General features: G+C 60.1%; 22 protein-coding genes. 9 read left to right on the top strand and 13 right to left on the bottom strand.

Annotated elements, in window-relative coordinates; genetic code table 11:
* Positions 1–74: 74 nt before the first annotated feature.
* The 4 genes from QD409_RS01675 to QD409_RS01660 all read right to left on the bottom strand — a co-directional run bounded on the left by QD409_RS01675 (position 75) and on the right by QD409_RS01660 (position 4,707).
* Positions 75–1,430, bottom strand: coding sequence for a sensor histidine kinase (locus QD409_RS01675; protein ID WP_430761714.1), 1,356 nt, complete (start codon positions 1,428–1,430; stop codon positions 75–77).
* A complete protein-coding gene (locus QD409_RS01670; protein WP_430761713.1) occupies positions 1,427–2,101 on the bottom strand; it encodes a response regulator transcription factor in 675 nt (224 codons plus the stop codon). The genes QD409_RS01675 and QD409_RS01670 overlap by 4 nt, the downstream gene beginning before the upstream one ends.
* Positions 2,102–2,459: 358 nt before the next feature.
* The gene (locus QD409_RS01665; RefSeq protein WP_430761712.1) at positions 2,460–2,702 is read right to left on the bottom strand and encodes a DUF1127 domain-containing protein; all 243 of its coding nucleotides are present in this window, start codon (positions 2,700–2,702) and stop codon (positions 2,460–2,462) included.
* A 445-nt stretch (positions 2,703–3,147) separates the two neighbouring features.
* Complete coding sequence (locus tag QD409_RS01660) at positions 3,148–4,707, bottom strand: DUF4070 domain-containing protein (RefSeq protein WP_430761711.1); 1,560 nt, start codon at positions 4,705–4,707, stop codon at positions 3,148–3,150.
* Positions 4,708–5,029: 322 nt separating this feature from the next.
* On the opposite strand from QD409_RS01660, the gene QD409_RS01655 reads away from it, so the two are divergent.
* From QD409_RS01655 to QD409_RS01640, 4 genes are all read left to right on the top strand, one after another.
* The gene (locus QD409_RS01655) at positions 5,030–6,229 is read left to right on the top strand and encodes an MFS transporter (protein WP_430761710.1); all 1,200 of its coding nucleotides are present in this window, start codon (positions 5,030–5,032) and stop codon (positions 6,227–6,229) included.
* A gap of 342 nt (positions 6,230–6,571) precedes the next feature.
* A complete protein-coding gene (locus tag QD409_RS01650; protein WP_430761709.1) occupies positions 6,572–8,455 on the top strand; it encodes an MFS transporter in 1,884 nt (627 codons plus the stop codon).
* Between the two features lie 233 nt (positions 8,456–8,688).
* Entirely contained in the window at positions 8,689–10,173 is a 1,485-nt protein-coding gene (locus QD409_RS01645) for a sugar ABC transporter ATP-binding protein (RefSeq protein WP_430761875.1), read from the top strand.
* On the top strand, positions 10,170–11,204 hold the full coding sequence (locus QD409_RS01640) for an ABC transporter permease (RefSeq protein ID WP_430761708.1): 1,035 nt from the start codon (positions 10,170–10,172) through the stop codon (positions 11,202–11,204). The genes QD409_RS01645 and QD409_RS01640 overlap by 4 nt, the downstream gene beginning before the upstream one ends.
* A 123-nt stretch (positions 11,205–11,327) precedes the next feature.
* Here QD409_RS01640 and mgrA read toward each other — a convergent pair whose 3' ends face one another.
* The gene (mgrA, locus tag QD409_RS01635) at positions 11,328–12,371 is read right to left on the bottom strand and encodes an L-glyceraldehyde 3-phosphate reductase (RefSeq protein ID WP_430761707.1); all 1,044 of its coding nucleotides are present in this window, start codon (positions 12,369–12,371) and stop codon (positions 11,328–11,330) included.
* Between the two features lie 242 nt (positions 12,372–12,613).
* Positions 12,614–13,612, bottom strand: a complete 999-nt coding sequence (locus QD409_RS01630) for a GlxA family transcriptional regulator (protein ID WP_430761706.1) — start codon at positions 13,610–13,612, stop codon at positions 12,614–12,616.
* 90 nt (positions 13,613–13,702) lie between these two features.
* Here QD409_RS01630 and QD409_RS01625 point away from each other — a divergent pair, with 90 nt between their 5' ends.
* Positions 13,703–14,788 carry a DJ-1/PfpI family protein gene (locus tag QD409_RS01625; RefSeq protein WP_430761705.1) on the top strand — a complete coding sequence of 362 codons (1,086 nt, stop codon included), beginning with the start codon at positions 13,703–13,705 and terminating at the stop codon, positions 14,786–14,788.
* Between the two features lie 157 nt (positions 14,789–14,945).
* On the opposite strand, the gene QD409_RS01620 is transcribed toward QD409_RS01625, so the two are convergent.
* From QD409_RS01620 to QD409_RS01605, 4 genes are all read right to left on the bottom strand, one after another.
* The gene (locus tag QD409_RS01620; protein WP_430761704.1) at positions 14,946–17,234 is read right to left on the bottom strand and encodes a xanthine dehydrogenase family protein molybdopterin-binding subunit; all 2,289 of its coding nucleotides are present in this window, start codon (positions 17,232–17,234) and stop codon (positions 14,946–14,948) included.
* A complete protein-coding gene (locus QD409_RS01615) occupies positions 17,231–18,214 on the bottom strand; it encodes an FAD binding domain-containing protein (RefSeq protein WP_430761703.1) in 984 nt (327 codons plus the stop codon). The genes QD409_RS01620 and QD409_RS01615 overlap by 4 nt, the downstream gene beginning before the upstream one ends.
* Positions 18,214–18,687: a (2Fe-2S)-binding protein gene (locus QD409_RS01610; RefSeq protein ID WP_430761702.1), complete on the bottom strand. Its 474-nt coding sequence runs from the start codon at positions 18,685–18,687 to the stop codon at positions 18,214–18,216. Before QD409_RS01610 ends, QD409_RS01615 begins: the two co-directional genes overlap by 1 nt.
* Before the next feature lie 510 nt (positions 18,688–19,197).
* Positions 19,198–19,401, bottom strand: coding sequence for a hypothetical protein (locus tag QD409_RS01605; RefSeq protein ID WP_430761701.1), 204 nt, complete (start codon positions 19,399–19,401; stop codon positions 19,198–19,200).
* A gap of 344 nt (positions 19,402–19,745) precedes the next feature.
* Between QD409_RS01605 and QD409_RS01600 the strand changes: the two genes are divergently transcribed.
* Both QD409_RS01600 and QD409_RS01595 read left to right on the top strand, forming a co-directional pair.
* Entirely contained in the window at positions 19,746–20,465 is a 720-nt protein-coding gene (locus QD409_RS01600) for a CDP-diacylglycerol diphosphatase (protein ID WP_430761700.1), read from the top strand.
* A 119-nt stretch (positions 20,466–20,584) separates the two neighbouring features.
* Positions 20,585–21,988: a M20/M25/M40 family metallo-hydrolase gene (locus tag QD409_RS01595; RefSeq protein ID WP_430761699.1), complete on the top strand. Its 1,404-nt coding sequence runs from the start codon at positions 20,585–20,587 to the stop codon at positions 21,986–21,988.
* Between the two features lie 58 nt (positions 21,989–22,046).
* Here the strand turns inward: QD409_RS01595 and QD409_RS01590 are convergent, their stop codons facing one another.
* Together QD409_RS01590 and QD409_RS01585 are read right to left on the bottom strand one after the other, a co-directional pair.
* Positions 22,047–22,826, bottom strand: coding sequence for a COG4705 family protein (locus tag QD409_RS01590; protein WP_430761698.1), 780 nt, complete (start codon positions 22,824–22,826; stop codon positions 22,047–22,049).
* A 25-nt stretch (positions 22,827–22,851) separates the two neighbouring features.
* The gene (locus QD409_RS01585) at positions 22,852–23,121 is read right to left on the bottom strand and encodes a hypothetical protein (RefSeq protein ID WP_430761697.1); all 270 of its coding nucleotides are present in this window, start codon (positions 23,119–23,121) and stop codon (positions 22,852–22,854) included.
* A 247-nt stretch (positions 23,122–23,368) separates the two neighbouring features.
* On the opposite strand from QD409_RS01585, the gene QD409_RS01580 reads away from it, so the two are divergent.
* Positions 23,369–24,046 (top strand): winged helix-turn-helix domain-containing protein, encoded by a 678-nt coding sequence (locus QD409_RS01580; protein ID WP_430761696.1) that lies wholly within the window; start codon positions 23,369–23,371, stop codon positions 24,044–24,046.
* Complete coding sequence (locus tag QD409_RS01575; RefSeq protein WP_430761695.1) at positions 24,033–25,391, top strand: ATP-binding protein; 1,359 nt, start codon at positions 24,033–24,035, stop codon at positions 25,389–25,391. The genes QD409_RS01580 and QD409_RS01575 overlap by 14 nt, the downstream gene beginning before the upstream one ends.
* 21 nt (positions 25,392–25,412) lie before the next feature.
* On the opposite strand, the gene QD409_RS01570 is transcribed toward QD409_RS01575, so the two are convergent.
* On the bottom strand, positions 25,413–25,673 hold the full coding sequence (locus QD409_RS01570; RefSeq protein WP_430761694.1) for a DUF1344 domain-containing protein: 261 nt from the start codon (positions 25,671–25,673) through the stop codon (positions 25,413–25,415).
* Positions 25,674–25,750: the final 77 nt, after the last annotated feature.

Here is a 25,750-nt window from a genome sequence, read left to right as displayed (position 1 = left end):
TTCGGCGATTTCACCCGCCTCTCCTAGCCTCGCGCCGATTGCAGGAACATTGCATCCCCAGCGGGAACGTCGTTCTATCCGGCCAAAGGGAAACTCAATCTGAAGGCCGCGCCGCCAGTCGGCCCCTCCAACACCTGAACCTGTCCGCCATGAAGCCGGGCAATTTCCTGAACGAAGTTGAGGCCAAGGCCGAACCCCTTGCCGTAGCCGGAAAGCCGGTGAAACGGCTCGAAGATGCGCCCTCGCTGCTCGGCCGGAATGCCTTTGCCCTCGTCCGTCACGGTGATGCCCGTTGCCCGGCCGACATGCACCGTAATGCTGCCTTGCCGGCCGCCATGCTGGATCGCGTTCTGCACCAGATTGGCAACGGCGCGCTCGAGTGCGACGCGATCGCCGATGATCTCGACGGTATCCTCATCTGCCTGGAAACAAGGTTCGTAATTGGCGGCGATGGCCAGCGGCGCCAGTTCGGAAACGACGTGACGCGCGACATCGACGAGATTGACCGGAGCAGGCTCGAAACGATGATTGAGGCGCTGCAGATCGAGGAACTGTTCCGCCAGCGTCGCAAGCCGCACGGTATCCTCGAAGATCCTCTCCTTCAGCGGCCCGGAAGGTAGGCCATCGAGGCGGGCTTGCAGGATCGCGACGGGCGTGCGCCACTCGTGCGCGAGGTGGGCAAACAGGCGCTTCTGTCGCTCATGGCCCTCATCCAACCGGCTGAGCGCGTCATTGACGGCTTCGACGAGCGGCAAGATTTCCTGGGGGACATCCTCGACCGGCAGCCGCGTCCCCTGTCGATCGATGTCGATCTGCCCGGCGCGGGCGACGGCGGAATCGAGCGAGGAAAAGGCCCGGCGAACCACCATCGGTGCCGCAACCATGGTCGCGACCGCTGTCACGGCGAGCAGCGGCAGGAGGGTACTGAAAAACACAAGACTGGTCGCAGCCATCACCCGAGACGGCGAAACACTGCCGTCAACCCCGGTCAGAACCTGCACCTCGCCGATGGGGGATCCAACCCATTGAAGCCGCGCGGCGGGCACGGCATTTCCGCCAAGATTACTGCCGAAGCGGGCCTGGCCGATGCCGTCGAGAGCGCCGCCGACGCCTGCATAGGCCTGCGGCACGGCACCTTCGGCAATCGTCGCGCCACTGCGGTCCCTCACGACAAACCAGAGACCCGGCAGCTCGGTGCGGCGCGCCGCCAGCATGGGTGTCTCTTTGATGGCAAGTGCGCCGTCCTTGTCTCGCTCAATCGACTGCGCGATCGCGTCGATGGTTTCGTCTTCCGGCTGAAGCGAGATGACGCTTCCAGTCATCCAGAGGGCCGCAATGATCAGGAGCGCAAGTATGCTCAGAAAAACCGCCTGCAGGGAGGCAAGCTGCCGCACCAGGCGCCAGCGCAATGAAGGCTGGCTTGCACTCATGAGGTCGGCTTCATGAGGTAGCCAATGCCGCGCACCGGATGGATTTCGAGGCCGGCATCGACGGAAATGAGCTTCCGACGAAGGCGGGAGATATGTGCATCGAGGGTATTCGACTGGATATCGTCATCAAAGCCGTAAACGGCCTCTTCGAGCATGTGCCGCTGAACCGTGCGGCCGATCCGGCGGGCCAGCGTTTCGAACACCAGCAGTTCCCGACGCGGCAAATCGAGCCGGCAGCCGTTCACCTGCGCTTCCCGACCATCGAAATCGTAGGATACTTGGCCGAAATTGACCACGTCGACACGAACATCGCTCGGCCGGCGCATGACGGCGCGCAGGCGCGCGAGAAGCTCCTCGACGGCGAAAGGCTTGACGAGATAATCATCGGCCCCGGAGTCAAGGCCGTCTATGCGGTCGTCGAGTTCACCACGGGCGGTCAACACGATGACGGGTGCGCTCACGCCATTTGATCGAAGCTTGGGAATGAGCGATAGGCCGTCACCATCGGGAACTTGCCGATCGAGCAGGATGACATCGTAGACGACGACCATTGCCGCCTCTTCGGCATCGGCAAGCGTCGTCATGTGGTCCACGAGAGCATCGCGTGTGCGCAGCGCGCTACAAAGCGCGGAAGCCATTTCCGGCTCGTCCTCAAGCAGCAGAATTCGCAATGTCACCCCTTTGCGCAAAGAATGTCCGAATTGCATAGGCTCATTGCGAGAACATTGCGACCCCGATTTTACCCCGCTCATGCCGCCGTCGCTGAAGTGGAACGCCGATGACGATCGGGCAGGCAATATCAATGATAACTAAGGCTGGCGGCTCAACAGGGGAAGGCAGCGATTACCTTCCCCTGCCTGGGTTGCGACAGGGTGATTTTCAAGCGTAAGCCACGGCGCACGCAGTCGCTTGGCTGCGCGCCGCAGATCACGCTCTCGGCTCCCTCGAACCGTCGGCCAAAGGCCATTTCCAAACCGGCCTTCCCAGCCGGCCGAATGCCATGAAGCACTCATTCGCATTGGTTCCATCCTAATCGAAACGGCGCAGATGCGGCGGCATGAAATAAGGCGAGCGCGAACTGCTCTGCCGCTCGGGAAGGCCGATATCGCGAAGCTGGTAGTCCGACAGCTCAGCGACCTGCTTGCGCGTCTGCCGCTGCCTCCAGATGACAAACAGCAAGGCGCGCGCGGTCCTCCACGCACCGAATTTCTGGTACAGTTCATCGACCGTTGCCGTTAAGCTATCAGCAACCGATAATTGTGAAGACGTCATTTCTTTTCCTGGCGCAATCAAGCAACCAGGTCCTCTTGAAGCTCGACCGGCCTCAGGAGCTGATACGTCGGCGACGCATCAAATTATTCCCGCAGCAAGTCATATGGGTTTAATGGAAAAGCGCCTAAGTGGCGGCAGATAAAGCGTTTTGGGGCTTTAACTAAAGATACGTCGCGAATTCGGTGCTGCACACACCATATTCATCGAGATCATTCCGCCAGAGGCGTTGTTATGCATTCGTGGATGTTGCATTGCACGCCTCCTCTGTTTGATTGCGGACGTGCAGATAATACGCGAGATCCGAGGATCGGCAACCCCACAATTTCGAATTGCAGTTATCTCACTGCCATGTGTTGCACTGACGCAACAGAAAGCGTCCTATGGCAAGATCGCGCCGGCGCGCGAAACCCCCTCCTCGGAGAGACCACCCGGTATTGAGATTTGACTAGAACGAATTGACGATCCCGCCGCCGGTGCGCATCTGCTGAACCATAACGTGAGCATGATAATGCATGGCGCATTTGATCGCGTAGATCTGCAGAATGATCGGAGAACGGCGATGCCGCAGCAGCTTCAGAAACCGCTGGCGGTACACGGCACGCAAATCCGCTTCCTTCACCCGGCTCATTAGCCTGACGAAGATGCCGATCGCTTCCAGCGCCCATGTCGCGTTGAGAGCGAGCAACTTCAATGGATGGCGGCGCAAATACCGTAAGCGCGTGCTTTCCGGTTTGATATTCCCATCGATATAGAGCGCATCCAGCCGGTCGAAATAGGCGGCCGGCTGATGCAGGTCGCTGAGGACCGAGAGATATCCATCCCGCAAGGTTTCGCGGGAGAGATTGAGGGGAATGACATTCGTGCCGTAGGCCGGCGGATCGTCGTGATCAAGCCGCCCTTCCTTGGCAAGCCGTGTGTAGAGCGGCGTCTTCGGGATAGCGGCCAGCATCCCGATCATGGCATTGACGATGCGCGCATCCTTGATGAACACGCGCTGCGCTTCGAAAATCGTCGCATCGTCGCTGTCGAAGCCAAGGATCATGCCGCACCAGACTTCCATGCCGGTCTGCTGGATGCTGTGAATCTTCTCCAGCATCGTCCCGCCCTTGCGCAGGTTCTGCAGCTTCTTGGTTTCGCGCAACGCCTCCTCGTTCGGCGTCTCGATGCCGATGAAGACGACTCGGATATTGGCGTCGACCATCAACTGCATCAGCTCGGCATCGTCGGCCAGATCGATCGACGCTTCCGTCAGAAAAGTCATCGGATAATGACGGCTCTCCTGCCAGGCGACGACATCGCGCAGCACCTCCTTGATCGCCTTCTTGTTGCCGATCAGATTGTCGTCGACGATGAAGGCCGTATCCATGCCGGACGCCAGCAGGGCCTCCATTTCGGCAATGACCTGGGCGCTTTGTTTGATGCGCGGCTTGCGCCCGAAGACGACGATGATATCGCAGAAATCGCAGGTGAAAGGACAGCCTCGCGAGAACTGGACGCTGCCGACAGCATATTCATCCATCTTCAGGAGATCGAAGCGCGGCACCGGCACCTTGCTCATATCCGTCTTGTCGGATTGCTCGTAGCGCCGCGCGTGGTTGCCTTCTTCCCATTCAAGCAGGAACTTCGGCCAGGTCTCTTCCGCCTCACCGATAAAGGAGACATCGACGAGATTGCCGAAATAATCTTCCTTGACCGTAATCCAAGGTCCGCCGACGACGGTGAAACAATTGCGTCGTTTGAGCTCGGTCAAGATTTCCGTCATCCGGAATCGCTGGACGATCATCCCGGTCAGCGCGACGATATCGGCCTTTTCGCACAGATCGAAATCCAGCGGTTCGACATTCTCGTCGACCAAAGTGACGGTATGTTCCGATGGCGTGAGCGCTGCCAGCAGGGGCAGGCAGGCCACCGGAAGATTCGCCTTCACGTCGAACAACGGCAAGGCGTGTTCCATCCCCCAATAGGAGGTTTCGAAACGCGGATTGATAATGACGATATGAGCCATTGAATATGCCGCTCCATGACTGCGAAGATCTGGTTCGGTACTATGTCAAGCTTGCATGTCATTCGTGCCCGCTTGCGCTTGCATTGGAGCAGCGAAGCAGGCCTTCAATAGGAGGGCAGCATTAGCAGCCCTGCATGAGCCCAAAATTAAAATCTGCGGGCAATAGCGGCATTCTGTCACGCGCCTTTTCCAGCCACCAGATTTTTTTTGAGCGACAATGTCGAAATGGCCAAGACGCAATCGTCTTCATTGAGGCGGGTCGCGAGAGAGGAATACCGGATCCTTCCTGCCATAGGTCGAACTGTCAAAAAGGAGCTTGGAGATGAGTTCGTCATATCGTTGGGTGATCGTCGGTGCCGGAGCGCTGATGACCTGCGTCGCACTCGGCGCAATGTTTTCCTTGGCAATCTTTCAAGTGCCGATCGCCGCCGACACGGGCTGGTCGCATGCCGGCACCGCTGCAGCCATGACGTTGAATTTTCTCGTCATGGGGCTTGGCGCCTTCGCCTGGGGCGCTGCGAGCGATCGCTTCGGTATACGCATCGTTGTCCTGATCGGGGCATTGCTGCTTGGGCTTGCGCTTGTCCTGGCAAGCAGAGCGGGATCGCTTCTGCAGTTCCAGCTGACCTATGGCATTCTCGTCGGTGTCGCCGCCAGCGCCTTTTTCGCGCCAATGATCGCGGCAACGACCGCATGGTTCGACAAAGGCAGGAGCCTTGCCGTATCCCTGGTTTCCGCAGGCATGGGGGTCGCCCCGATGACGGTGTCGCCCTTCGCCCGCTACCTCATTTCCGCCTACGACTGGCGCTTCGCCATGCTGCTGATCGGCATCATGGCCTGGGTCCTTCTCATACCGGCGGCACTGCTGGTGCGGCGGGCTCCCGTTCTTGCAGAAACAGCCGGTTCGGACGGACAGGTGGCGGAGCAAAGCCTGCCGCTTGGCCAGATTTTCCGCTCGCCGCAATTCCTCATTCTTGGGGCTACCTTCTTTGCCTGCTGCGCGGCCCATTCCGGTCCGATCTTTCATATGGTCAGCTATGCGACGATCTGCGGCGTTGGGCCGATGGCCGCCGTCAGCATCTATAGCGTCGAGGGGCTTGCGGGCCTCGGCGGTCGCCTGCTTTACGGCACGCTTGCGGATCGGCTTGGCGTCAAGCCGGTGCTGATCGCCGGTCTCCTAGTCCAGGCCGCCGCGCTCGCCACCTATCTGCTGGTGAGAGAACTCGGCGAGTTCTATGCGCTGGCTATTGTCTTCGGCAGCGCCTATGGCGGCGTCATGCCGCTCTATGCGGTGCTGGCAAGGGAGTATTTCGGCCCCCGCGTCATCGGCACGGTGTTCGGCGCAGCTTCGATGCTCTCGAGCATCGGCATGGCCGCCGGCCCTCTGATCGGCGGCTGGGTATTTGATACGTTTGCCAATTACTCCTGGCTCTTCATCGGGTCGTCCATGGTGGGGCTGGGAGCGGTGGCCATCGCCATTGCCTTCCCGCCGATGCAGCGCCTGCGGCTGCAGTCGGCATGATCCGCCATTTGCCGGGTGCGTCACATTTCGGCGTGTCCGGCCCCGTACTTTCCGGCGTAAATGCGGCGCAGCTGCGCCGGACCGCGATATATTCGTTTTTCTCGATGCTTACACACAGTTTTCCATACGCGGCAGCAGTTGCAGGCATTGCAATTTTCAATTTTTGGCCAAAACTCACTGATGCATCAGGTGCGTGATCTCCTCGGGGAGGAAATCGGGAGAGCACCCACTTGCGCGACTTTCCGCGCCCGCTCGGCGGGAAGGTCCTGCGTGATGTCATCATGGGGGACATGAGACAGATCTATTGGCGATGTCCCTGGTGCAATTTGGGAGGATTGAGGAATGGCAGCCACGTCCATGGCCGAGACGACGCGTCGAGGCATGACCCGGGAAGAGAAGAAGGTTATCTTCGCCTCTTCGCTCGGAACAGTCTTCGAATGGTATGACTTCTATCTTTATGGGTCTCTGGCTGCCTTCATCGGCACGACCTTCTTCGCCGACTATCCGGAGGCAACCCGCAACATCTTCGCCCTGCTCGCCTTTGCGGCAGGCTTCCTCGTCCGGCCGTTCGGCGCCTTGGTCTTCGGCCGGATCGGCGACCTCGTTGGACGCAAATATACCTTCCTCGTCACGATCCTGATCATGGGTCTTTCGACCTTCCTGGTCGGCGTTCTCCCCGGGTCGGCAAGCTGGGGCATCGCCGCCCCTGTCATCCTGATCATCCTGCGTCTGCTCCAAGGCCTGGCGCTTGGCGGCGAATATGGCGGCGCCGCCACCTACGTCGCCGAGCATGCGCCCGACAACAGGCGCGGCTACTATACGTCCTGGATCCAGACGACGGCGACGCTCGGACTGTTCCTGTCGCTGATCGTCATCCTGATCGTCCAGAATGCTATCGGCAAAGATGCTTTCGCTGCCTGGGGCTGGCGCATTCCTTTCCTTGTGTCCTGCGTTCTGCTTGCCATCTCGGTCTGGATCCGGCTGTCGCTCAGTGAATCGCCGGCTTTCAAAAAGATGAAGGAGGAGGGCAAGGGCTCCAAGGCTCCGCTCTCGGAAGCCTTCGGCCAGTGGAAAAATGCGAAGATCGCCCTCATCGCACTGCTCGGCCTGACAGCCGGCCAAGCGGTCGTCTGGTATGCCGGACAGTTCTACTCGTTGTTCTTCCTGCAGAACGTGCTGAAGGTCGATGGCCAATCGGTCAACATCATGATCGCGATTGCACTCTTGATCGGCAGCGGCTTTTTCGTGTTCTTCGGCTGGCTTTCGGACAAGATCGGCCGCAAACCGATCATCATGGCAGGCCTTCTGCTTGCGATCCTGACCTACTTTCCGCTGTTCAAGGCATTGACCAGCGCCGCAAATCCAGCGCTTGCTCAGGCAGAACAAACCGTGCGGGCCACGGTAACAGCGGCTCCTGGCGACTGCACATTCCAGTTCAATCCTGTGGGAACGGCGAAATTCAACAATTCCTGCGACATCGCCACGTCTTTCCTGTCGAAATCATCCGTTCCCTATACGATCGCCGACGGCCCGGCAGGCCAACCGGCAACCGTCAAGGTCGGCGATGCCATGGTGACATCCTATGATGCCGCGGCCGCCGGCAAAGATGCGGCGGCCAAGGGTGCGGCGTTCACACACGACATGAGCCTTGCCCTGCAAAAGGCCGGCTTCCCGCTGGCGCGGGATCCCGCCAAGGTGCCGGATGCCAAGCTTGATGCCTTCATCACAGCGAACCCTGAGCTCGGGCTCAATGCGGCGACAGTGCGGGCAGGCGAAAAGACCGTCACGCCGACCGCCGATCTCGTCAAGGCAAAGCTTCTGACGGCGGAACAGGCAGGCGGAGCAACGGAAATGCCCGTCTATACCGTCGCCAGCGGCGGCGCCTTCAAGATGGTCGCCAACCCTTCGGCCATCAACTGGCCGCTGACGATCGCCATTCTGACGATCCTCGTCATCTACGTCACCATGGTCTACGGCCCGATTGCCGCGATCCTGGTGGAGATGTTCCCGACCCGCATCCGTTATACCGGCATGTCGCTGCCGTATCACATCGGCAACGGCTGGTTTGGCGGTCTGCTGCCGGCAACGGTCTTTGCGATGAGTGCGGCCACGGGCGATATCTATTATGGCCTCTGGTACCCCATCGCGATTGCCGCCATGACCCTGGTCATCGGCGTCATCTTTGTCCGTGAGACCAAGGGCGTCAATCTCGACGCAATCGACTGACAAGAGCAAGGCCCGGCGTGTCAATCACGCCGGGCTTTTCACCGCATGGGCAGTGATCGTCCGCCTGGCTCCACGATTTCGTCTCGAGGACAATACCGGCTATTGATCAAGCAGAACCGTCGGCGGGAAAAAAGAAATTTATTCTATAGAATAAGTGATGAAAAGAAGGCTACTCCTTGTGATCGGATAGCAGAAGCCTAGGAGTGTGGCAGGCTTTCACCGAACTCATCCTTATGACCTTGCTGAGCATCCAAAATCTGTCCCGTGCTTTCGGCTCGACGCAAGCCCTGGCAGACGCATCCATGACCATCGACAGCGGCGAGATCGTTGCGCTGATGGGAGCCAACGGCGCCGGCAAATCGACGCTGGTGAAGATCCTCTCCGGCGTTTACCCGGCCGATTCAGGCAGCATTCTATGGAACGGTAGGAATTATCGCGCCGATAGCCCCGCTCAAGCAGCCGCCCAGGGTATCGTCACCGTGCATCAATCGACCGACGTTGTCGGCGTCGCCGGCCTTTCGGTGGCGGACGCGCTTCTGCTCAATCAATTCGTCGATGGCCGTCAACCTTTCTTCCTGTCGAGGCGTTCGGTGCGAAGGAAAGCGGCCACTATTTTGAAAGAGGCTGGATTCGACCTGCCGCTGGATCGGGATTTCGGCGATCTCGGCACTGCCGATCGGCAGATGGTCGCCATTGCCCGCGCCCTGTCGAACAAGGCGCAACTGCTGATTCTCGACGAACCCACGGCAAGCCTCTCCGCCCGCGAGGCAGGACGACTTTACGAGATCGTCCGTCAGCTGAAAGCCCGCGGGATGGGCATTCTCTACATTTCCCACCGCACCGCCGATCTCGATGCGCTTGCGGATCGGGTCGTCATCCTGCGCGGCGGCCGCAATGTCGGCGCCTTCGCGCGACCGATTGATTTCGATGCCGCCATCGAGACCATGATCGGCCGGGCGATAAAAGCTGCCCGCCCGCATCGACGGGAACAGTTTGACCGGACGGTGCTTGAGCTTCGGGGCATAAGGCTGCTTTCCGACAGCACACCTTTCGATCTCATGCTCCACGCCGGCGAAGTCGTGGCCATCACCGGCGTTCTGGGAGCTGGCAAGAGCCGGCTTCTCTCCGCGCTCTTCGGCATCGAACACCCCGCGGCTGGCGATGCATTGTTGGATGGCGTGCCCTATAAGCCGGCCTCGCCGGCTGAGGCGATTGCACGCGGCGTCGTCATGGCTGCGGCAGACCGTCATCGCTCCTCCCTCATGCCGTCGGACTGGCCGGGAGAGAGCATTGCAGCCACGATCAGCCTGCCGCATCTGAGGCAATGGTATCCATCCGGCTTCCTCTTTTCCGGGCGGGAAACCCGGGAAGGAGAGAAGGCAATCAGGCGCCTTGGCATCAAAGCCGCCGGCCCGGAGGCATCGGTCTGGTCGCTTTCGGGCGGCAACCAGCAGAAGGTCGTGCTGGCGCGCTGGGAGGCTGAGCCCAGCCGACTGTTGCTTCTCGACGAGCCTTTCCAGGGTGTCGATGTCGGAGCTCGCCAGGACATCATCGCGGCCATACGCAGCCATAGCGACCGCGCCACCTTGATTGCGACATCCGATCCGGAAGAAGCGCTCGAAGTCGCCGACCGGGTGCTCGTCATGGAACATCACAGCTTGAAAGACGTCGCTCCCGCGATTGCTGGCGACAGGCAAAATGAGGAATACGTCAGATGAGTGAAGGGACTGCCCCGATCCGGGAAAAAGAAAAGCCGGCGAGCGAGCCGCTCTCGCCGAAGGAACTCGTGCGGCGTGGCGCGGTCTTTTTCCTGCTCTTCGCCCTAATCCTCTTCTTCAGCTTCGCGCAGCCCGTTTTCATCAACGTCAACAATCTGATGAGTATCCTGCAGGCGGTCTCCGTTGTCGCCATCATCGGCGCGGGCGTCACCATCACACTCGCGATCGGCGGGTTCGATCTGTCGGTCGGTGCGGTGGCAGCCTCCAGCGTCATGGCTGCCAGCTACGCCATGATCGTGCTCGATCTCAATGCCTATCAGACCGTACCGCTGGTGCTTGCTTTCGGCGCACTGGTCGGGCTCGTGAATGCCTTGCTGATCGTTCGTCTGAAAGTGCCGGACCTGCTTGCGACCCTTGCCACGATGTTCCTGCTGACCGGCCTCCAGCTCATCCCGACGGCCGGGCGTTCGATCTCGGTGGGATTGATCCTTCCCGATGGAACGAGGGCAACCGGCAAAGTCGACCCCGCCTTCCTGACCATCGGCCGATCGAGCCTGTTGGGAACTGTTCCTCTGCCTGTTATTCTGATGCTTGTCGTCGCGCTGGTGCTCTATGTGCTGACCGAGCGCACGCGCGTTGGACGCCTGCTCTACGCAACCGGCGGCAACGAAGCCGCGACACGACTGGCCGGAGCCAATATCGCCCGTCTGAAGACCTTCGCCTATGTGTTGTCCGGCGTTCTGGCTTCGCTCGGCGGCATCATCGTTGCCGCCCGCGTCGGACGCGGCGATGTTTCGTCCGGCGCCTCGCTGCTGATGGACTCCGTGGCCGCCTCGCTCATCGGCTTTGCGGTTCTCGGCCTGCGTCGGCCAAACGTCCTTGGAACGACGATCGGCGCAGTCTTTGTCGGCATACTCCTCAACGGCCTGACGATGTTGAATGCTCCCTATTACACGCAGGACTTCATCAAGGGCGCCGTTCTTGTCGGTGCGCTTGCACTTACCTATGGCATCAGCCGCGGCAAGGCCTGATCGAGGCAGATTACGATGCCGAACTTGAGATCACCGAATATGGTGGCTGAGGGACCAAAAGCCCCGCAGCCTGCATCTATCGCAAGGCTCCGCTCGACCGGGCGAGCAGAGCCTTGAAGCGTGTCAAACCAGCTCCTCATGCGAGGGCTTTTCCCAGAGATTGACGCCGCCTTCGACGGCATAGCGATCGATCTCCGCCAGCTCCTCCGGGCTGAATGTCAGGTCGTTCAGAGCGGCCACGTTTTCCTCCACCTGTCGCGCCGAACTTGCACCGATCAGGGCGGAGGTGATGCGCGGATCCCTGAGAACCCAGGCAAGGGCGAGCTGTGCCAGCGACTGGCCTCGACGCTTGGCGATCTCGTTGAGTGCACGAGCCCGCTCGATGTTTTCCTCTTTCAGATGCTCCGGCCGCAACGGGTCGCCGCCGGGCCGGTTCACCCGCGAATCCTGTGGGATGCCGTTCAGATATTTGTTCGTCAGCAAGCCCTGGGCGAGCGGCGTAAAGGCGATGATACCAGCCCCGACCTCGTGAGAAGCGACCAGCAGGTCCTTCTCGATCCAGCGATTGAAGAGGTTGTAGGACGGTTGGTTGATCAGCAGCGGCACCTGCCTTTCCTTCAACAGAGCCGCGATTTCGCGCGTCTTGTTGCCGGAATAGGAGGAGACGCCGACATAGAGCGCCTTGCCCTGCCGGACCGCCTGGGCAAGCGCATCGGCCGTTTCTTCCAGCGGTGTCTCGGCATCGAAGCGGTGGGAATAGAAAATATCGACATAGTCGATGCCAAGTCGGCTGAGGCTCTGGTCGAGGCTGGAAAGAAGCGCCTTCTTCGACCCGCCGCCGCGACCATAGGGGCCGGGCCACATATCCCAGCCGGCCTTGGACGAAATGATCAGCTCGTCGCGATAAGCGGCCAGATCCTGCTTCAAGATATGGCCGAAATTGATCTCAGCACTTCCCGCTGGCGGACCGTAATTGTTTGCAAGATCGAAATGCGTGATGCCGAGATCGAATGCCTTGAAGAGAATAGTCTTCTGAGTATCGAGCGGCGTTGCATCGCCGAAATTGTGCCAGAGGCCAAAGGAAATTGCCGGCAATTTCAGGCCGCTTCGGCCGACCCGGCGGAAATGGGCCGGGTCATAGCGTTCCGGATTGGGATGGTAGGTCATGAACTCTCTTCCTGTTGGTCATACGGTGCGGACGCCGGCTCGACCGGGCAAGGCCGATGAATTCATACACGCGCTGGCTCCGATCATCTTTGCGACGCAACGAGAATGGCAGAGTCCAATTTGATAAGAAGCCACTCCATATTTTTTATCGACTAAATCGGAGAAGTTTTTTCCTCAGTGGCGGGCGCAAGATAATGCCGAAGCAGCTCAATACCGAACGCACCAAGCCGCTTCCACCAGGCTCAGACATTGGAACCAAAACGGGCTCGATAAAAGCCGGGCGTCACCCCAAGATGTTTGAGAAAGGCTCTGTGCAGGGTATCGAGGCTTGCGAAGCCGGAACGCTCGGCAATGCGAGCGAGCGACCAGTCCGAGGTTTCAAGGAGCGCCTTTGCCCGATCCAGCCGCGCAGTCTCCACGAATAGCGCCGGTGTCGTTCCGGTTTCCTTGCGGAAGCTGCGCGAAAATGTGCGTTCGCTCATTCCTGCCCGGCTGGCCAATGTGGGGATCGACAGATCTCCCGTCGGCTCTTCAATGATCTCGGCTAGAAGCTTGCGCAGCCGCGGCGTCGCATTCGCCTGAACGGAGAGACCTGCGCTGAACTGGGATTGCCCTCCAGGCCGACGCATGAACAGAACCATTTGCCGAGCGACCGCCAGGGCTGTCTGCGGCCCACAATCGGCCTCGACGAAGGCCAGGCATAGATCGATACCGGCCGTAATTCCGGCCGATGTATAAACCGGCGGCTCCGCGACGAAGATCGCGTCGGGTTCGATTTCGATTTGCGGTCGCAGCTCCTTCAGGAGAGCGCAGGAATTCCAATGGGTGGTGGCTCGTCTGCCGTCAAGAAAACCGCCGGCGGCCAATATGAACGCTCCGGTGCAGACGCTCGCCATTCGCCGGGTGGCTGTTTGCCGCGAATGCAGCCAGGCTAGCAAATTCGAGCGGAATATGACCTGGCGTAGCCCGTCTTCGCTTCCGCCTGCGAGGATGACCGTATCCAGATCCACGGGCAGTTGCTCCAGCCCGACGGTCTCGCCGAACACAAGCCCTCCGGCAGAACTGCTCTTCACAGCCCCACCGATTGGAGAAGCAAGAATGACTTCATAGGGCGCGACGCCCTGCGGCAGATGAAAGTTCGCCATCGCGAAAACTTCCATCGGACCGACAATGTCGAGCGCCTGAACGCCGTCATAACCGATGACAGCGACGCGCCTGGGATTATGTACTAGATCCTGCATTGGCGTAAACTGCGATATCTTTGACATTTCCGCCAGTCCGCCCAGCGACTATTTCTCTAGTCGAGAACATCGCAACTTCGGACAATCCCCATGTATCGCTTCTATCTGAGAGCATTCCTTCTGGCCCTGCTGGCGTTCGCAGTCGCCATCTGGGCTCCAGTCGCCTTCGCAGCGAGTGAAAACTCCCTCCAAATTCCTCAATTGAAAGCCGGTCGAACGCGGCCCCTGATCGTCATCGCGGCGGACAACCAAGGCACGGAGACGACGGATCTCGTCGTCCCCTATGGCATTATCCGCAGCGCCGGCGTCGCAGACGTACTCGTGGTTTCGACCCATGCGGGCGTGGTAGATTTGATGCCGGCCCTGAAAATCAAGCCCGACACAACGATGTCCGAGTTCGACCAGGCACATCCTGAGGGCGCCGACATTGTTATCGTCCCTGCCATGCACGATGACAGGAGCCGCGATGTCATCGCCTGGATCCGGCAGCAATCCTCGAAGCGCGCGATGGTCGTCTCGATTTGCGAGGGTGCCCGGCTTGCGGCTCGGGCCGGTGTTTTCGAGGGCAAGCGAGCCACCACCCATTGGTACGCTTTCGACAAGATGCGTCGCACCTTTCCGCACGCGCAGTGGGTCCGCAACCAGCGCTATGTCGTCGACGGCAATGTCATGAGCACCACGGGCGTCACAGCCTCCATCCCGGCCTCCCTCGCGCTGGTCGAAGCGATCGGCGGGACGGCCAAGGCGCAGTCGATCGCGGCGCGTCTTGGCGTCGACGGTTGGAGTGCATCCCATGACGCGACGCCATTTCGAATGACGAGTGGCCGGCTCTGGCGGTTCGCCGGCAACTATCTTGCCTTTTGGAACCATGAAACCATCCGCCTGCCGGTGCAGGACGGCTTCGACGAAATCGCGCTGGCGCTGACGGCGGACGCTTGGTCCAGAACCTTTCGTTCCCAGGCAGTCGTTGCGGAAAAGGCGGCATCCATCCGTTCACGCAACGGTCTCCTGCTCGCGCCGGACTTTTCCCGCGACATTGGCGCTTCGGTTGTGGAAATTCCAACCCTACCGTCGGCTCGGGTTCTCGACGACGCACTGTCTCAAATCTCCGAGCGTTACGGTTCACGGACGTCCGATATCGTCATGCTGCAGCTGGAATATCCGGCAAAGCATTGAGCCAAACGCAAGGAACGGCGACTTATGGGCGAGGCCGGCAGCAACGCGCAGACGCAAGACGCTTCCCGCAAAGCATGGAACACACCAACCTTCGAGATGGCCATAAGGTGTTTGAGCCGCACCCTTCGTGCAATGCGGCTCAAACCCGATCTGCCTTTTAAAGCAGTTTTTCCAATGTAATCGGCAGGTCGCGAACGCGCTTGCCAGTCGCATGGTACACGGCGTTCGCGATGGCAGGTGCTACGCCGACGATGCCGACTTCGCCGACACCCTTGCCGCCGAGCGCCGAGGCATGATGATCAGGCACGCCGACGGAAATCACCTGGATATCCGGAATGTCCGAATTCGTCGGCACGAGATAGTCGCCGACATTGTTGTTGACCGTTCGCCCATTGCGAACATCGACCAAGCCTTCCTCGAGAAGCGCCTGACCGATGCCCATGATGATGCCGCCCCGCCACTGGCTTTCGACGAGCTTGGGATTATAGAGGCGGCCGCAATCGAATGCGGAGACCATGCGGGAGACGCGCACCGTGCCGAAATCCTCGTCGACGCGCACCTCGGCAAAATGGGCGCACCAACTGTGCATGGAATAATCGCCCATGGTCGGCCCCTGAACCCTAGCCATGGTGGTCCAGGCCTGGAGCTGCTCCTGCGCGTTCGCACCGTCCGGCAAAGTATTACGCCGGACTTCGATCTCCTCGCGCTTGAGCGCAGACATGAGCTCTGCCAGCGTCAGCGATGGTGCCTCACCGCGGGGCGCTGCGATGCGGCCCTCGGCAAAGTTCAGTGTATTTGCACCCGTCTCGCGGAACGGCGAGTTGGCATCGCTGAGCGCAAGGCCGATGAGCTCGTCACGGGCCGCGACCGCAGCCTTGTGCACGGCCCCCATGATCGAGCCGGCGAGCATCGAACCGCCAGCGATCGCCGAGCCAGGCAGGCGTGAATCGCCGAGATGCACCTCGACCTGATCTACCGGAATGCCGAAGACTTCCGCGGCACTTTGGGCAAGGATCGTATAGGTCCCCTGCCCCATGTCGATGGCGCCACTGACGACCTCAACCCTGCCGCTGGAAAGGATGCGGATCATCGCCTCACTCGGCGCCCGGATGACCGGGAAGGTACCGCAGCCGATGCCCCAACCGATCAGGCTCTTGCCATCTCGCATGGATCGTGGCGCGTGGCTGCGCCGCGACCAGCCGAATGCTTCGGCGCCTTCGGTCAGCGCCTCGCGCAGCCGCCGCGTCGACCACGGCTTGCCGGACTGATAATCGTGATCTGCATAATTTTTCAGGCGGAGCTCCAGCGGATCCATGCCGAGCTTATAGGCGAGCTCCTCGATCGCGCATTCTATGCCGTAGGCGCTCGGATTCTTGCCCGGCCCACGCAAGGCCCCGGGGGTCACGCTATTAAGAGGCACGATGCGATGCTGCGAAGAGAAATTCTCGACCTTATACAGCACCGCCGTCGCTGCTCCCGTCTGCTCCGGCCAATCGGCATAAATGGAGGTCTCGCTGGCGCCGCGATGAACAATCGCCTGCACGATACCATCTTCCGTCGCGCCCAGCGCGATCTTCTGTCTGGTTCCGGCACGGCCGCCATAGCTGGTGAAATTCTGCGGGCGCGTCACCGCGAGCTTCACCGGCCGGCCGAGTTTTCTCGCGGCCGCGATTGCGACAGCGCCATAGGCAAGCGGCTGCCCTTTCGATCCAAAGCCGCCACCGATGAAGGGCGAGATGATACGGACATTTTCATAGGGCATATCGAACCATTCGGAATACATGCGCGCCATGCCGTGCGACCATTGGCTTGGCTCCCAGATCGTCAGCTGGTCACCATCCCATTTCGCCGTCAAACCATGCGGCTCCATCGCCACATGATATTCGCGCGGCGTGGAATATTCGGCCTCGATCCGCACCGGGGATGCAGCAAGTGCTGCCTCGGCATCGCCCCAGGCAGCCGAGAGCGGCTCCACCACCATACCCTCGCCGGCATTCGGATCGTTGAGATCGGCGACGTGCTTGCTCGCTTCGTAGGTGACGCGCACCAGCCTGGCCGCCTCCGTCGCCTGCTCGCGGCTTTCCGCCACGACAGCGGCGATCGACTGACCGTTGAACTGCACTTGTCGCGGCAGCGGATAATAGGGTCCTTCGACCGGCTTATTGCCGCCCCAGTCAGCGGACAGTTTGAGACCGAGATCGTCCTCCGGCGTCAGCACCAGAAGCACGCCCGGCATTGCGAGCGCCGCCGAAACGTCGACGTTGACGACACGGCCGGCCGGAATCGTGCTCTGGATAAGGACGGCATAAGCCAGGTTTTCGACCGGATATTCCAGCGCATAAGTCGCCGCCCCAGTCACTTTCATATTGCCTTCGAAGCGCGACTGACGGCCGCCGACCGTACCGTCGGAAGCATTGCCATGTTTGCGTGGTTCCATCATGGTCATGCCAGGCCTCCCATCTTCAGAATGGCGCGGGCGATGACGCGCGGCGCAAGTTCGATCTTGTAACGATTGCCGCCATATGCGACGGCGCCCTCCATGGCGAGCCGGCTGGCCTTTGCCACGGCCTCCGGAGTGAGCGCCTTGCCGACGAGCGCCTGCTCCACTGTTCGCGCTCGCCAGGGCTTGGTGGCGACGCCGCCAAGTGCAACACGAATATCGCACACGGTCCTGCCATCCGCTTCGAGCGCAAGGCCAACGGCAGCACTCGCAGCAGCGAATTCGTAGGACTGCCGATCTCGGACCTTGATGTAGGCCGAGTTCCGGGCGGCGGCGGAAGCGGGAATGGTGACGGCGGTGATTATCTCGCCACGCTGAAGGATCGTTTCCTTGTTCGGCGTGTCGCCCGGAACAAGGAAGAAATCGTCGACAGCAATCTTGCGACTATCCGTCTCCACCGTCGCGTCGAATGCCACCAAAGCAACCGCAAGGTCACCGGGGTAGGAGGCGATGCAAGCCTCGCTCGTTCCGAGCACGGCGTGATTGCGTGTGACGCCGCCGATCGCCGAACAGCCGGAACCTGGGTTGCGCTTGTTGCAGGCGGGAAAGGCGCCGGGATCGCGGAAATAGGAACAGCGCGTCCGCTGCAGGAGATTGCCGCCGATCGTCGCCATGTTGCGGAGCTGGGCGGATGCTGCAAGCGACAGCGATTCCGCAACCGCAGGGAATGCCGCGCGAATATCCCTATGGTCCGCGACCTCACTCATCCTCGCGAGCGCACCGATCGTGGCGCCAGCAGTATCGACCGTAATGCCGCTCATGCCGGAAAGATGGGTGATATCGATGACCGTCTCGGGCTCGCTGACACCGCATTTGGCAAGATCGAGCAGCGTCGTGCCGCCGGCAAGCAGCAGGGCGCCGGCCTGTTGTGCCGCCTGGCTGGCTTCAGTCGAGGAGTTCGCCCGTAAATACGAAAAGTTCCGCATTATGCCACCTCCGCAGCCTGGCGCACCGCCGCGACGATGCTGTTATAAGCCCCGCATCGACAGAGATTGCCGGACATATATTCACGAATCTCCGCATCCGAACCGGCATGACCTTCGCGGATGCAGGCGACGGCCGACATGATCTGGCCCGGGGTGCAATAGCCGCACTGGAAGGCATCATGCTCGATGAACGCTGCCTGCACCGGATGCAGATCGCCGCCATCGCCGGCGATGCCCTCGATCGTCGTGATCTGGCGGCCGTCGGCCTGTGCTGCAAGCGTCAGACAGGAGAGCACGCGCTTGCCGTCGACATGGCAGGTGCAGGCGCCGCATTGGCCTTGATCGCAGCCCTTCTTGGTGCCGGTGAGCGAGAGATGCTCGCGCAGCGCATCAAGCAGTGTCACACGCGGCTCGATATCGAGTTCGTGTCGCTGCCCATTGATATCGAGTGCGATACGGATGGTTCGTGTCATGATAAGCTCCTGCCATCGTCACGAAGATGAGACCTACGAAATCTAGAAGAACCTGTTCGACGGTCTATCGGTTGCTGTATGATTTTTAGGAAGACGAGGTCGACGGCACTGGGACATAATGGCAGCCGCTCATCTGAATTAAGAAAATGTGCGCCCCAAATAAACGGAGGCGCCTCCGTTTAAATTAATGCCTGGCTTTATTTCGTCAAGCCCCGATGTCAGGACAAATCCGTTCGAGTTCGCGGGCGCGAGCCTTGACACCAGCGGTCGGGACAAAACGACCTTCGATCATTCAGAGCTGGTGATTGTTTGGAATGAACATCTGAGAATGCCGATGCCACGAATTGAGAGAGTATGTTTCTCAGCATTCTGGCTGAGATCGTCCGCTTACGTGGCGGCCACAGCAAGTCGCCGGTACGATTTAGCCTCATGAAAGCAGAAAGCCGGGACAAGCCCGGCTCTCAAATTTGTCGCGGAATATCAACGTAATAGGAAGGCGGCGCCCGGCGGTCAGCCGTTCTGATCGCCGCTGGCGGCGGCGGCCGGCTGCTCTTCCTTTTCCTTCAGCACATCCATCAGCTTGTTGACGCCTTCAAAGCCGGCGACCGCGGCGGCGGCCTTTGTCAGGATACCCGCATTCGGATCGACGGCTTCTACCGCGTCTTCAGCAGCGACAGCGCCTGCTACTTCTTCAATCAGCTTTCCGATACCCATTTTAAGCTCCAGATTATTTCGCTCCGCTGCTGGATTGCGGCGATCGAGCGTTATGAACACCCCGCCCTCGACATCTGAAAGGTCACAGCACCGAATATGACGGCAACCTTTCCGTCCTGGAGCGGGGCATAGTTCTCCCCGGCCCTTGCCATTTAGGCAACCAAGCTGAAAGCGGCCTTAAGCTAGAATGAAGCCAAACTGATACCAGCCGGTTGCAAGGCCGATACTGTCGACGGCTCTGGCTTCTCGCCCGTCATGCCGTCATAACCGCCTCACAGGCTCGGATTATGTTTCAGGGAATTTCGAGGAATGCCCAATCGATTTGAACAAGGGAATCTTTGTGCATGACAGTCTTCCGCCGCGTTACGGCCCTTGCCGTTTCTTTTCTTCCTCTCCTCTTCGCTCCCGCCTTTGCAGATTCCGAGGTGTTGTGGAAGATCGTGCATGACAAATGCGTCGTGCAGACCGCCCCGTGTCTCTCGGTCAACACAGCCGAGCACTATGCGATCCTCAAGGACCTGAGAGGCATCGCGCAGGTTCTACTGATCCCCACGGACAAGATCACCGGGATTGAAAGTGCCGCCCTCCTCGATCCGGCGACACACAATTTCTTCGCCGATGCCTGGTCCGAACATGGCGATGTCGATGCCCGCCTGCCGCGCGCCGTCCCGCGGGATGGTCTGAGCCTTGCCGTGAACGCACAGCAGGCTCGTTCGCAGAACCAGCTGCACATCCATGTCGACTGCCTCAGCGCCGAGGCCCGAGCCGCGCTGAAGGCGGATGCCGATCGTATCGGCACGGATTGGGCGCCGCTACCCGATACCGTTGCAGGCCATCAGTTCACCGCACTGCGCGTCAAGGGGGAGACATTGGGCGATTTCAATCCGTTCCTCGCACTCGCCAAGACGCTGAAGGATCCTGCCAAGGAAATGGGCGACCACAACCTCGTTGTCGTCGGCGCAAACTTTGCCGATGGCCCCGGCTTCATCGTGCTGACGGACGTCGCCCGGCCCAGCATGGGCGGCGAAGACGTGCAAGATCACAGCTGCACGATCATACATTGATTCCGACAACGGATAATGTGTCGGCGAGAGCGCTAAGGATTTGAAACACAGGTCGTTTCCTTGCATGATCCGCCACCTGCCCATGGCAGAAGGCGAAACCAACAGCCTGGAAACGACCGATGCCGAAGCCTTCGACCGAACAGATCAATGCCGTTCTTACCCATGTCGACCGCACGATCGATGAAAGTCTGGAGCGGCTGTTCGAGCTTATCCGCATTCCCAGCATTTCGACCGATCCTGCCTATGGCGATTATTGCCGCCAAGCAGCAGAATGGCTTTCCGCAGAGCTGGCGGCCATCGGTTTCGATGCCTCCGTCCGCGATACCACCGGCCACCCGATGGTCGTTGGTCACGATCGGGCTGCATCCGGAGCGCATGTGCTTTTCTACGGTCATTACGATGTGCAGCCCGTCGATCCGCTGGCACTCTGGAATACCGATCCCTTCGAGCCGACGTTGCAGCCGCTGGAAAACGGCGACACCGCCATCGTCGCGCGCGGCGCATCGGATGACAAGGGGCAGCTGCTGACCTTCGTTGAAGCCTGCCGCGCCTGGAAAGCGCTAACGGGCAGCCTCCCGATCCAGGTCAGCATGCTGTTCGAAGGCGAGGAAGAGGCAAGTAGCCCGAGTCTGGCTCCCTTCCTCGACAAGACGGCAGCCGAGCTTACCGCGGATACGGTTCTCGTCTGCGATACCGACATGTGGGATCATGATACGCCGGCTGTCACGACCATGCTGCGCGGCATGGTCGGTCAGGAGATCGAGGTGACCTGCGCCAATCGCGATCTGCATTCCGGCATGTTCGGCAATGCCGCCCGCAATCCGTTGCAGGTCCTTGCCGACATCGTTTCCAGCCTGCGCACGCCGGATGGCGGCGTCGCCATCACCGGCTTCTACGACGGCACGCGAGAACTGCCGGAAGCGGTTCGCAAACAATGGCAGGCTCTGCCCTTCGATGAAGAAGGGTTCCTTCGCGATGTCGGCCTCAGTATCCCTGCAGGCGAGAAGGATCGCTCGATCCTCGAGCAGATCTGGGCACGCCCGACTTGCGAAATCAATGGAATGAGCGGGGGTTACGCCGGCGCGGGCTTCAAGACAGTCATTCCGGCCATGGCGAGCGCCAAGATTTCCTTCCGCTTGGTCGAGGGCCAGGATCCGATCGCCATCCGCGACGCATTCCAGGCCCATGTGCGCGCTCGCATCCCGGCCGACTGCTCGGTCAGCTTCAAGGACCATGGCCTCTCACCTGCAACGATTATGCCACCCGACAGCCCCTTCCTGCGCAAGACGTTGGAAGCTTTGAGCGCGGAATGGCAGCGCGAGGCGGCGCTGGCTGGAACGGGCGGATCGATCCCGATCATCGGCGAGTTCAAGCGTCGCCTTGGCTGCGATGCGCTATTGGTCGGCTTTGCCCGCTTCGACAACCGCGTCCACAGTCCGAACGAAAAATACGATCTCTCGAGTTTTCATAAGGGCATCCGTTCCTGGGTGCGCATCCTCGCAGCTTTCGGCGATATTGATTGAGGCATCTGCTGCCGAGCTATGAGATCGGGTTGGTTGCCCGATCTCACAGAGGATAGCTCTACGCCTCGACCGACACTTCCGACTGGTAGTTTACCGTCATGTAGATGACCGTTGCCGCGATTGCGATGAGGAACAGGCAGCTCGTATAGATAGTGCCGAAGCCGAGCCCTCCATATTCCGCGGGCTGCGAAAGATAGTCCCCGAAGGAGGCTCCGAGCGGGCGCGTGAGGATGTAGGCCACCCAGAATGCCAGGATGGCGTTGAGCCTGAAGCCGAAATAGGCGATCGCGACTGCGACGATCACCCCTGCGAAGAGCAGACCGGTCGTTATGTAACCGAATCCGAACTGTTCCGCGATCAGGTCGCCAACCGCCGTCCCGAGCGCAAAGGTGAAGAGAATGGCCAGCCAATAGAACTGCTCGCGCCTGGCCGTGTAGATCGAGTGAATGGACAAGGTCCCTTCCATCCTCCACCAGACGAAGAAGGTGAGCGCCAGCGCAATACTGAAACCAACCGTGGAGACGGCCAGTGGAACACCGAGATTGTCCGAGAGATTGTCGGTCAGCAGTGTTCCCACAACGCTGATCAGGACGACGGCGATCCAATAAGCCCAGGGGACGTAGCGCTCCTGCAGGAACTGGATCGCAAGCGCGCCGACGAGCACCGCAGCCATGATCAGCGACGTCAGCGTAAGGCCAAGCCCCATGTTGACGGCGAGATAATCCGCAGCGGTTTCGCCCATCGTTACCGCCAACAGCTTGATCAGCCAGAAATCGACCGTGACGCGCGGAACTCTGTTCAAGCGCGGCTCGAGGCCTGTTAGAAATTGCTGGGTCATGTTGCTTATGCCTCGCTGATCGGGATCACTTCTTCATCAGCTTCATCGCGTCGTCCAGAAAGCCATCGGCCCGCCTGTCGTCGTCGGCATTGCAGCGTTCGACCGCCTTTGCCTCGAGCGCATCGACCTTGGCCTTGTCGTCCACGCTCAGCTTTGCGGTCGCTTTTGCGGCACGCATTTCCTTGAGCGCATCTTCGCATGGGCGGGGTGCCGCGGCATGAGCGGCGACAGGCAGCATCATGAGCCCCGCGAGAGCGACGAGACGGACGCGTTGGGCGGCTTTGGACATGTTCATGGGGATGGCTCCGGTTTGTGACCTACGGTCTCAGGTTGATCCGCCGACCGCATTTGCTGCGACGTCGACGCCATCCTTTCTATGGAGCCGCCTATACGTGGTCTTTGCGGGGAGCATACCGTTTCGTAAGGAGCCAATATTTGAGATCCGAGCGACCTTACGGATTTGTAAGTACCCGTTCAGGCTGCTGACACCTTCGGAAGCCATATTTCCGCGCGTATCACGATCAACGGAGCGCAGCCGAAGCATGAAAATACTTGTCGTCGAGGACGACCGGAAGACTGCCGATTACATCTCGCGCGGCCTCAGCGAAGCCGGGCACGTCTGCGATGTGATCCGCGATGGTACGGATGCGCTGTTCCAGGCAACCCGCGAACACTACGACGTGCTCATCGTCGATCGCATGATACCGGGCCTTGACGGCCTTTCGCTGGTCAAGGCCGCCAGGGCCGCCAAGGTCGAGACGCCGGCCATATTCCTGACCTCCATGAGCGGCGTCGAAGACAGGGTCGAGGGGCTCGAGGCAGGCGGCGACGACTACCTGACCAAGCCCTTTGCCTTTTCCGAACTGCTCGCACGGCTGAACGCGCTGGCGCGACGGCCGCCCGTACAGGATCGCAAGACCGTGCTCCGGATCGCAGACCTCGAGCTCGATGTTGTAAAACGGCAAGTCAGCCGGCAAGGCACGCCGATCGATCTTCAGCCCCGGGAATTCACGCTTCTGGAGGTTCTGATGCGGGCCGAAGGCAGGGTGCTCACGCGAACCATGCTGCTTGAGCGGGTCTGGGACTTCCATTTCGATCCCAAAACGAGCGTAGTGGAAACGCACATCAGCCGCCTGCGAACAAAGATCGACAAGCCGTTTGACGTACAGCTTGTTCATACGGTCCGAAACACGGGATATTGCATGCATGCGCCGCGCTAGATTGCTGCGCAGCACGCCTTTCAGGCTGGCCTTATCCTTCGGACTTTTCTTCATCGTCGCCCTTCTAGTGGCGGGCGCGATTGCTTACGGGCTGATGGAACGGGAACTTGCCCGGGCCATCGATCGGTCCGTGGGCGACACCTATTCCGTCGTCGCGTCGACCTATTCGTCCGACGATCTCGAAGACCTGATCGCCGCCGTCGATACATATTCTGCGCTCAAGAATGCAGAGGATCAGGTATTCCTTCTCTTGAACGAGCGAGGAGAGAAGCTGGCAGGCAATATCAGGACATCGCAAATCAAGCCTGGACTTTCGACCATGCCGGCAGCCGTTCTCGGACTAAGCGGCAACGACCCGATAAGGGTGATGGCGGGCAATGTCGGCGGCAACTCGCTCGTCGTCGGACAAAGCTACCGCGAGACCGACGCTATCGAACATATCGTCCTCGCAAGCTTCCTGTGGGCTTCCGGCCTCATCGTGGCCGTGGTGATCGTCGGAGGCGCGCTGCTCGCCGGACGGGCGACAAGGCGGCTGGAATCCATCGAGCGCACCATGATTAAGGTCTCGGGTGGCAATCTCGCCTGCCGGATTCCGGTTCGCGGCAATGGAGACGACATCGACGTCGTTTCCACTCATATGAACCACGCGCTCGGCCGGCTCTCCAGCCTCGTGGAAAGCATGCGCCAGGTGAGCGCGGATATCGCCCATGATCTGAAAACGCCGCTCAATCGCCTGCGCATGACGATCGAGCTGGCTTTGCAGCGGCAAGGGCAGTCCGAGACCGTCGAGGGCCTGCTTCTCGACGCTCGCGAGGAATGCGACAGGATCGACGCGACATTCGGCGCGCTTTTGCGAATCTCGCAAATCGAGGCGGGCGCCGGCAAGGCCCGCTTCAAACCTTTGGATCTACGCGAAATCATGGCCTCGGTGGCGGAAATCTATGAACATGTTGCTGAAGACAATGCGCAGACGCTGGAATTGAAGCTGCAGGCATCCGCGCCGTCCACAATCAACGGCGACCGCGAGCTGCTGACCCAGCTCTTCGTCAATCTCATCGAGAATGCGATGACCCATTGCCCGGCCGGGACCCGTATCTCGATGACGCTGACAGTAACGGATCAAGCCTATCTCGCCTGCGTCTCGGACAATGGCCCGGGTATTCCGGTAGAGGAACGCGAGCTGGTGTTCAGGCGGCTCTACCGCCTGGACAAGAGCCGCACGACACCCGGCAGCGGATTGGGATTGAGCCTGGTCAAGGCAACAGCGGACCTGCACTCAGCCCCGATCACACTGAAAGATGGCAGGCCTGGGCTCCAGGTCTGCCTGTCCTTTCCAAGAATCTGAAAATCGGCTGCCGTTTTCAGCCTATTTCACCGGCCGAACCTGCGACGCCAGGGTATGGCCGGATTTCTGTACGCTGTATTTTACCGAGACGTGCTCGCCAACCTTCAGGGATTCGACTTCGATGTTTTCGGGTAGGTTGACGACCGTGCCCGAGGACAGAGTGATCTGATCCGCCTTTGCATCGATATTGGCGATCGTACCCTCCTCGTTGCGAGCCAATGCCGTGCCCGCCGCCAATCCGGCCGCAGAGATGATCCCGATCGCAAGCAACTTTCTGAACATGTTCCACTCCTTCGTGGTGAGTCTGGACTTTCGGCTCGCTTGAGCCGATGCGACCCTATCGCCCATTCCTGCCGCCC

This window comes from Rhizobium sp. BR 315, from assembly GCF_050577975.1.
Lineage (GTDB): Bacteria > Pseudomonadota > Alphaproteobacteria > Rhizobiales > Rhizobiaceae > Rhizobium > Rhizobium miluonense.
This window is presented reverse-complemented; position numbering and strand designations above follow the sequence as displayed.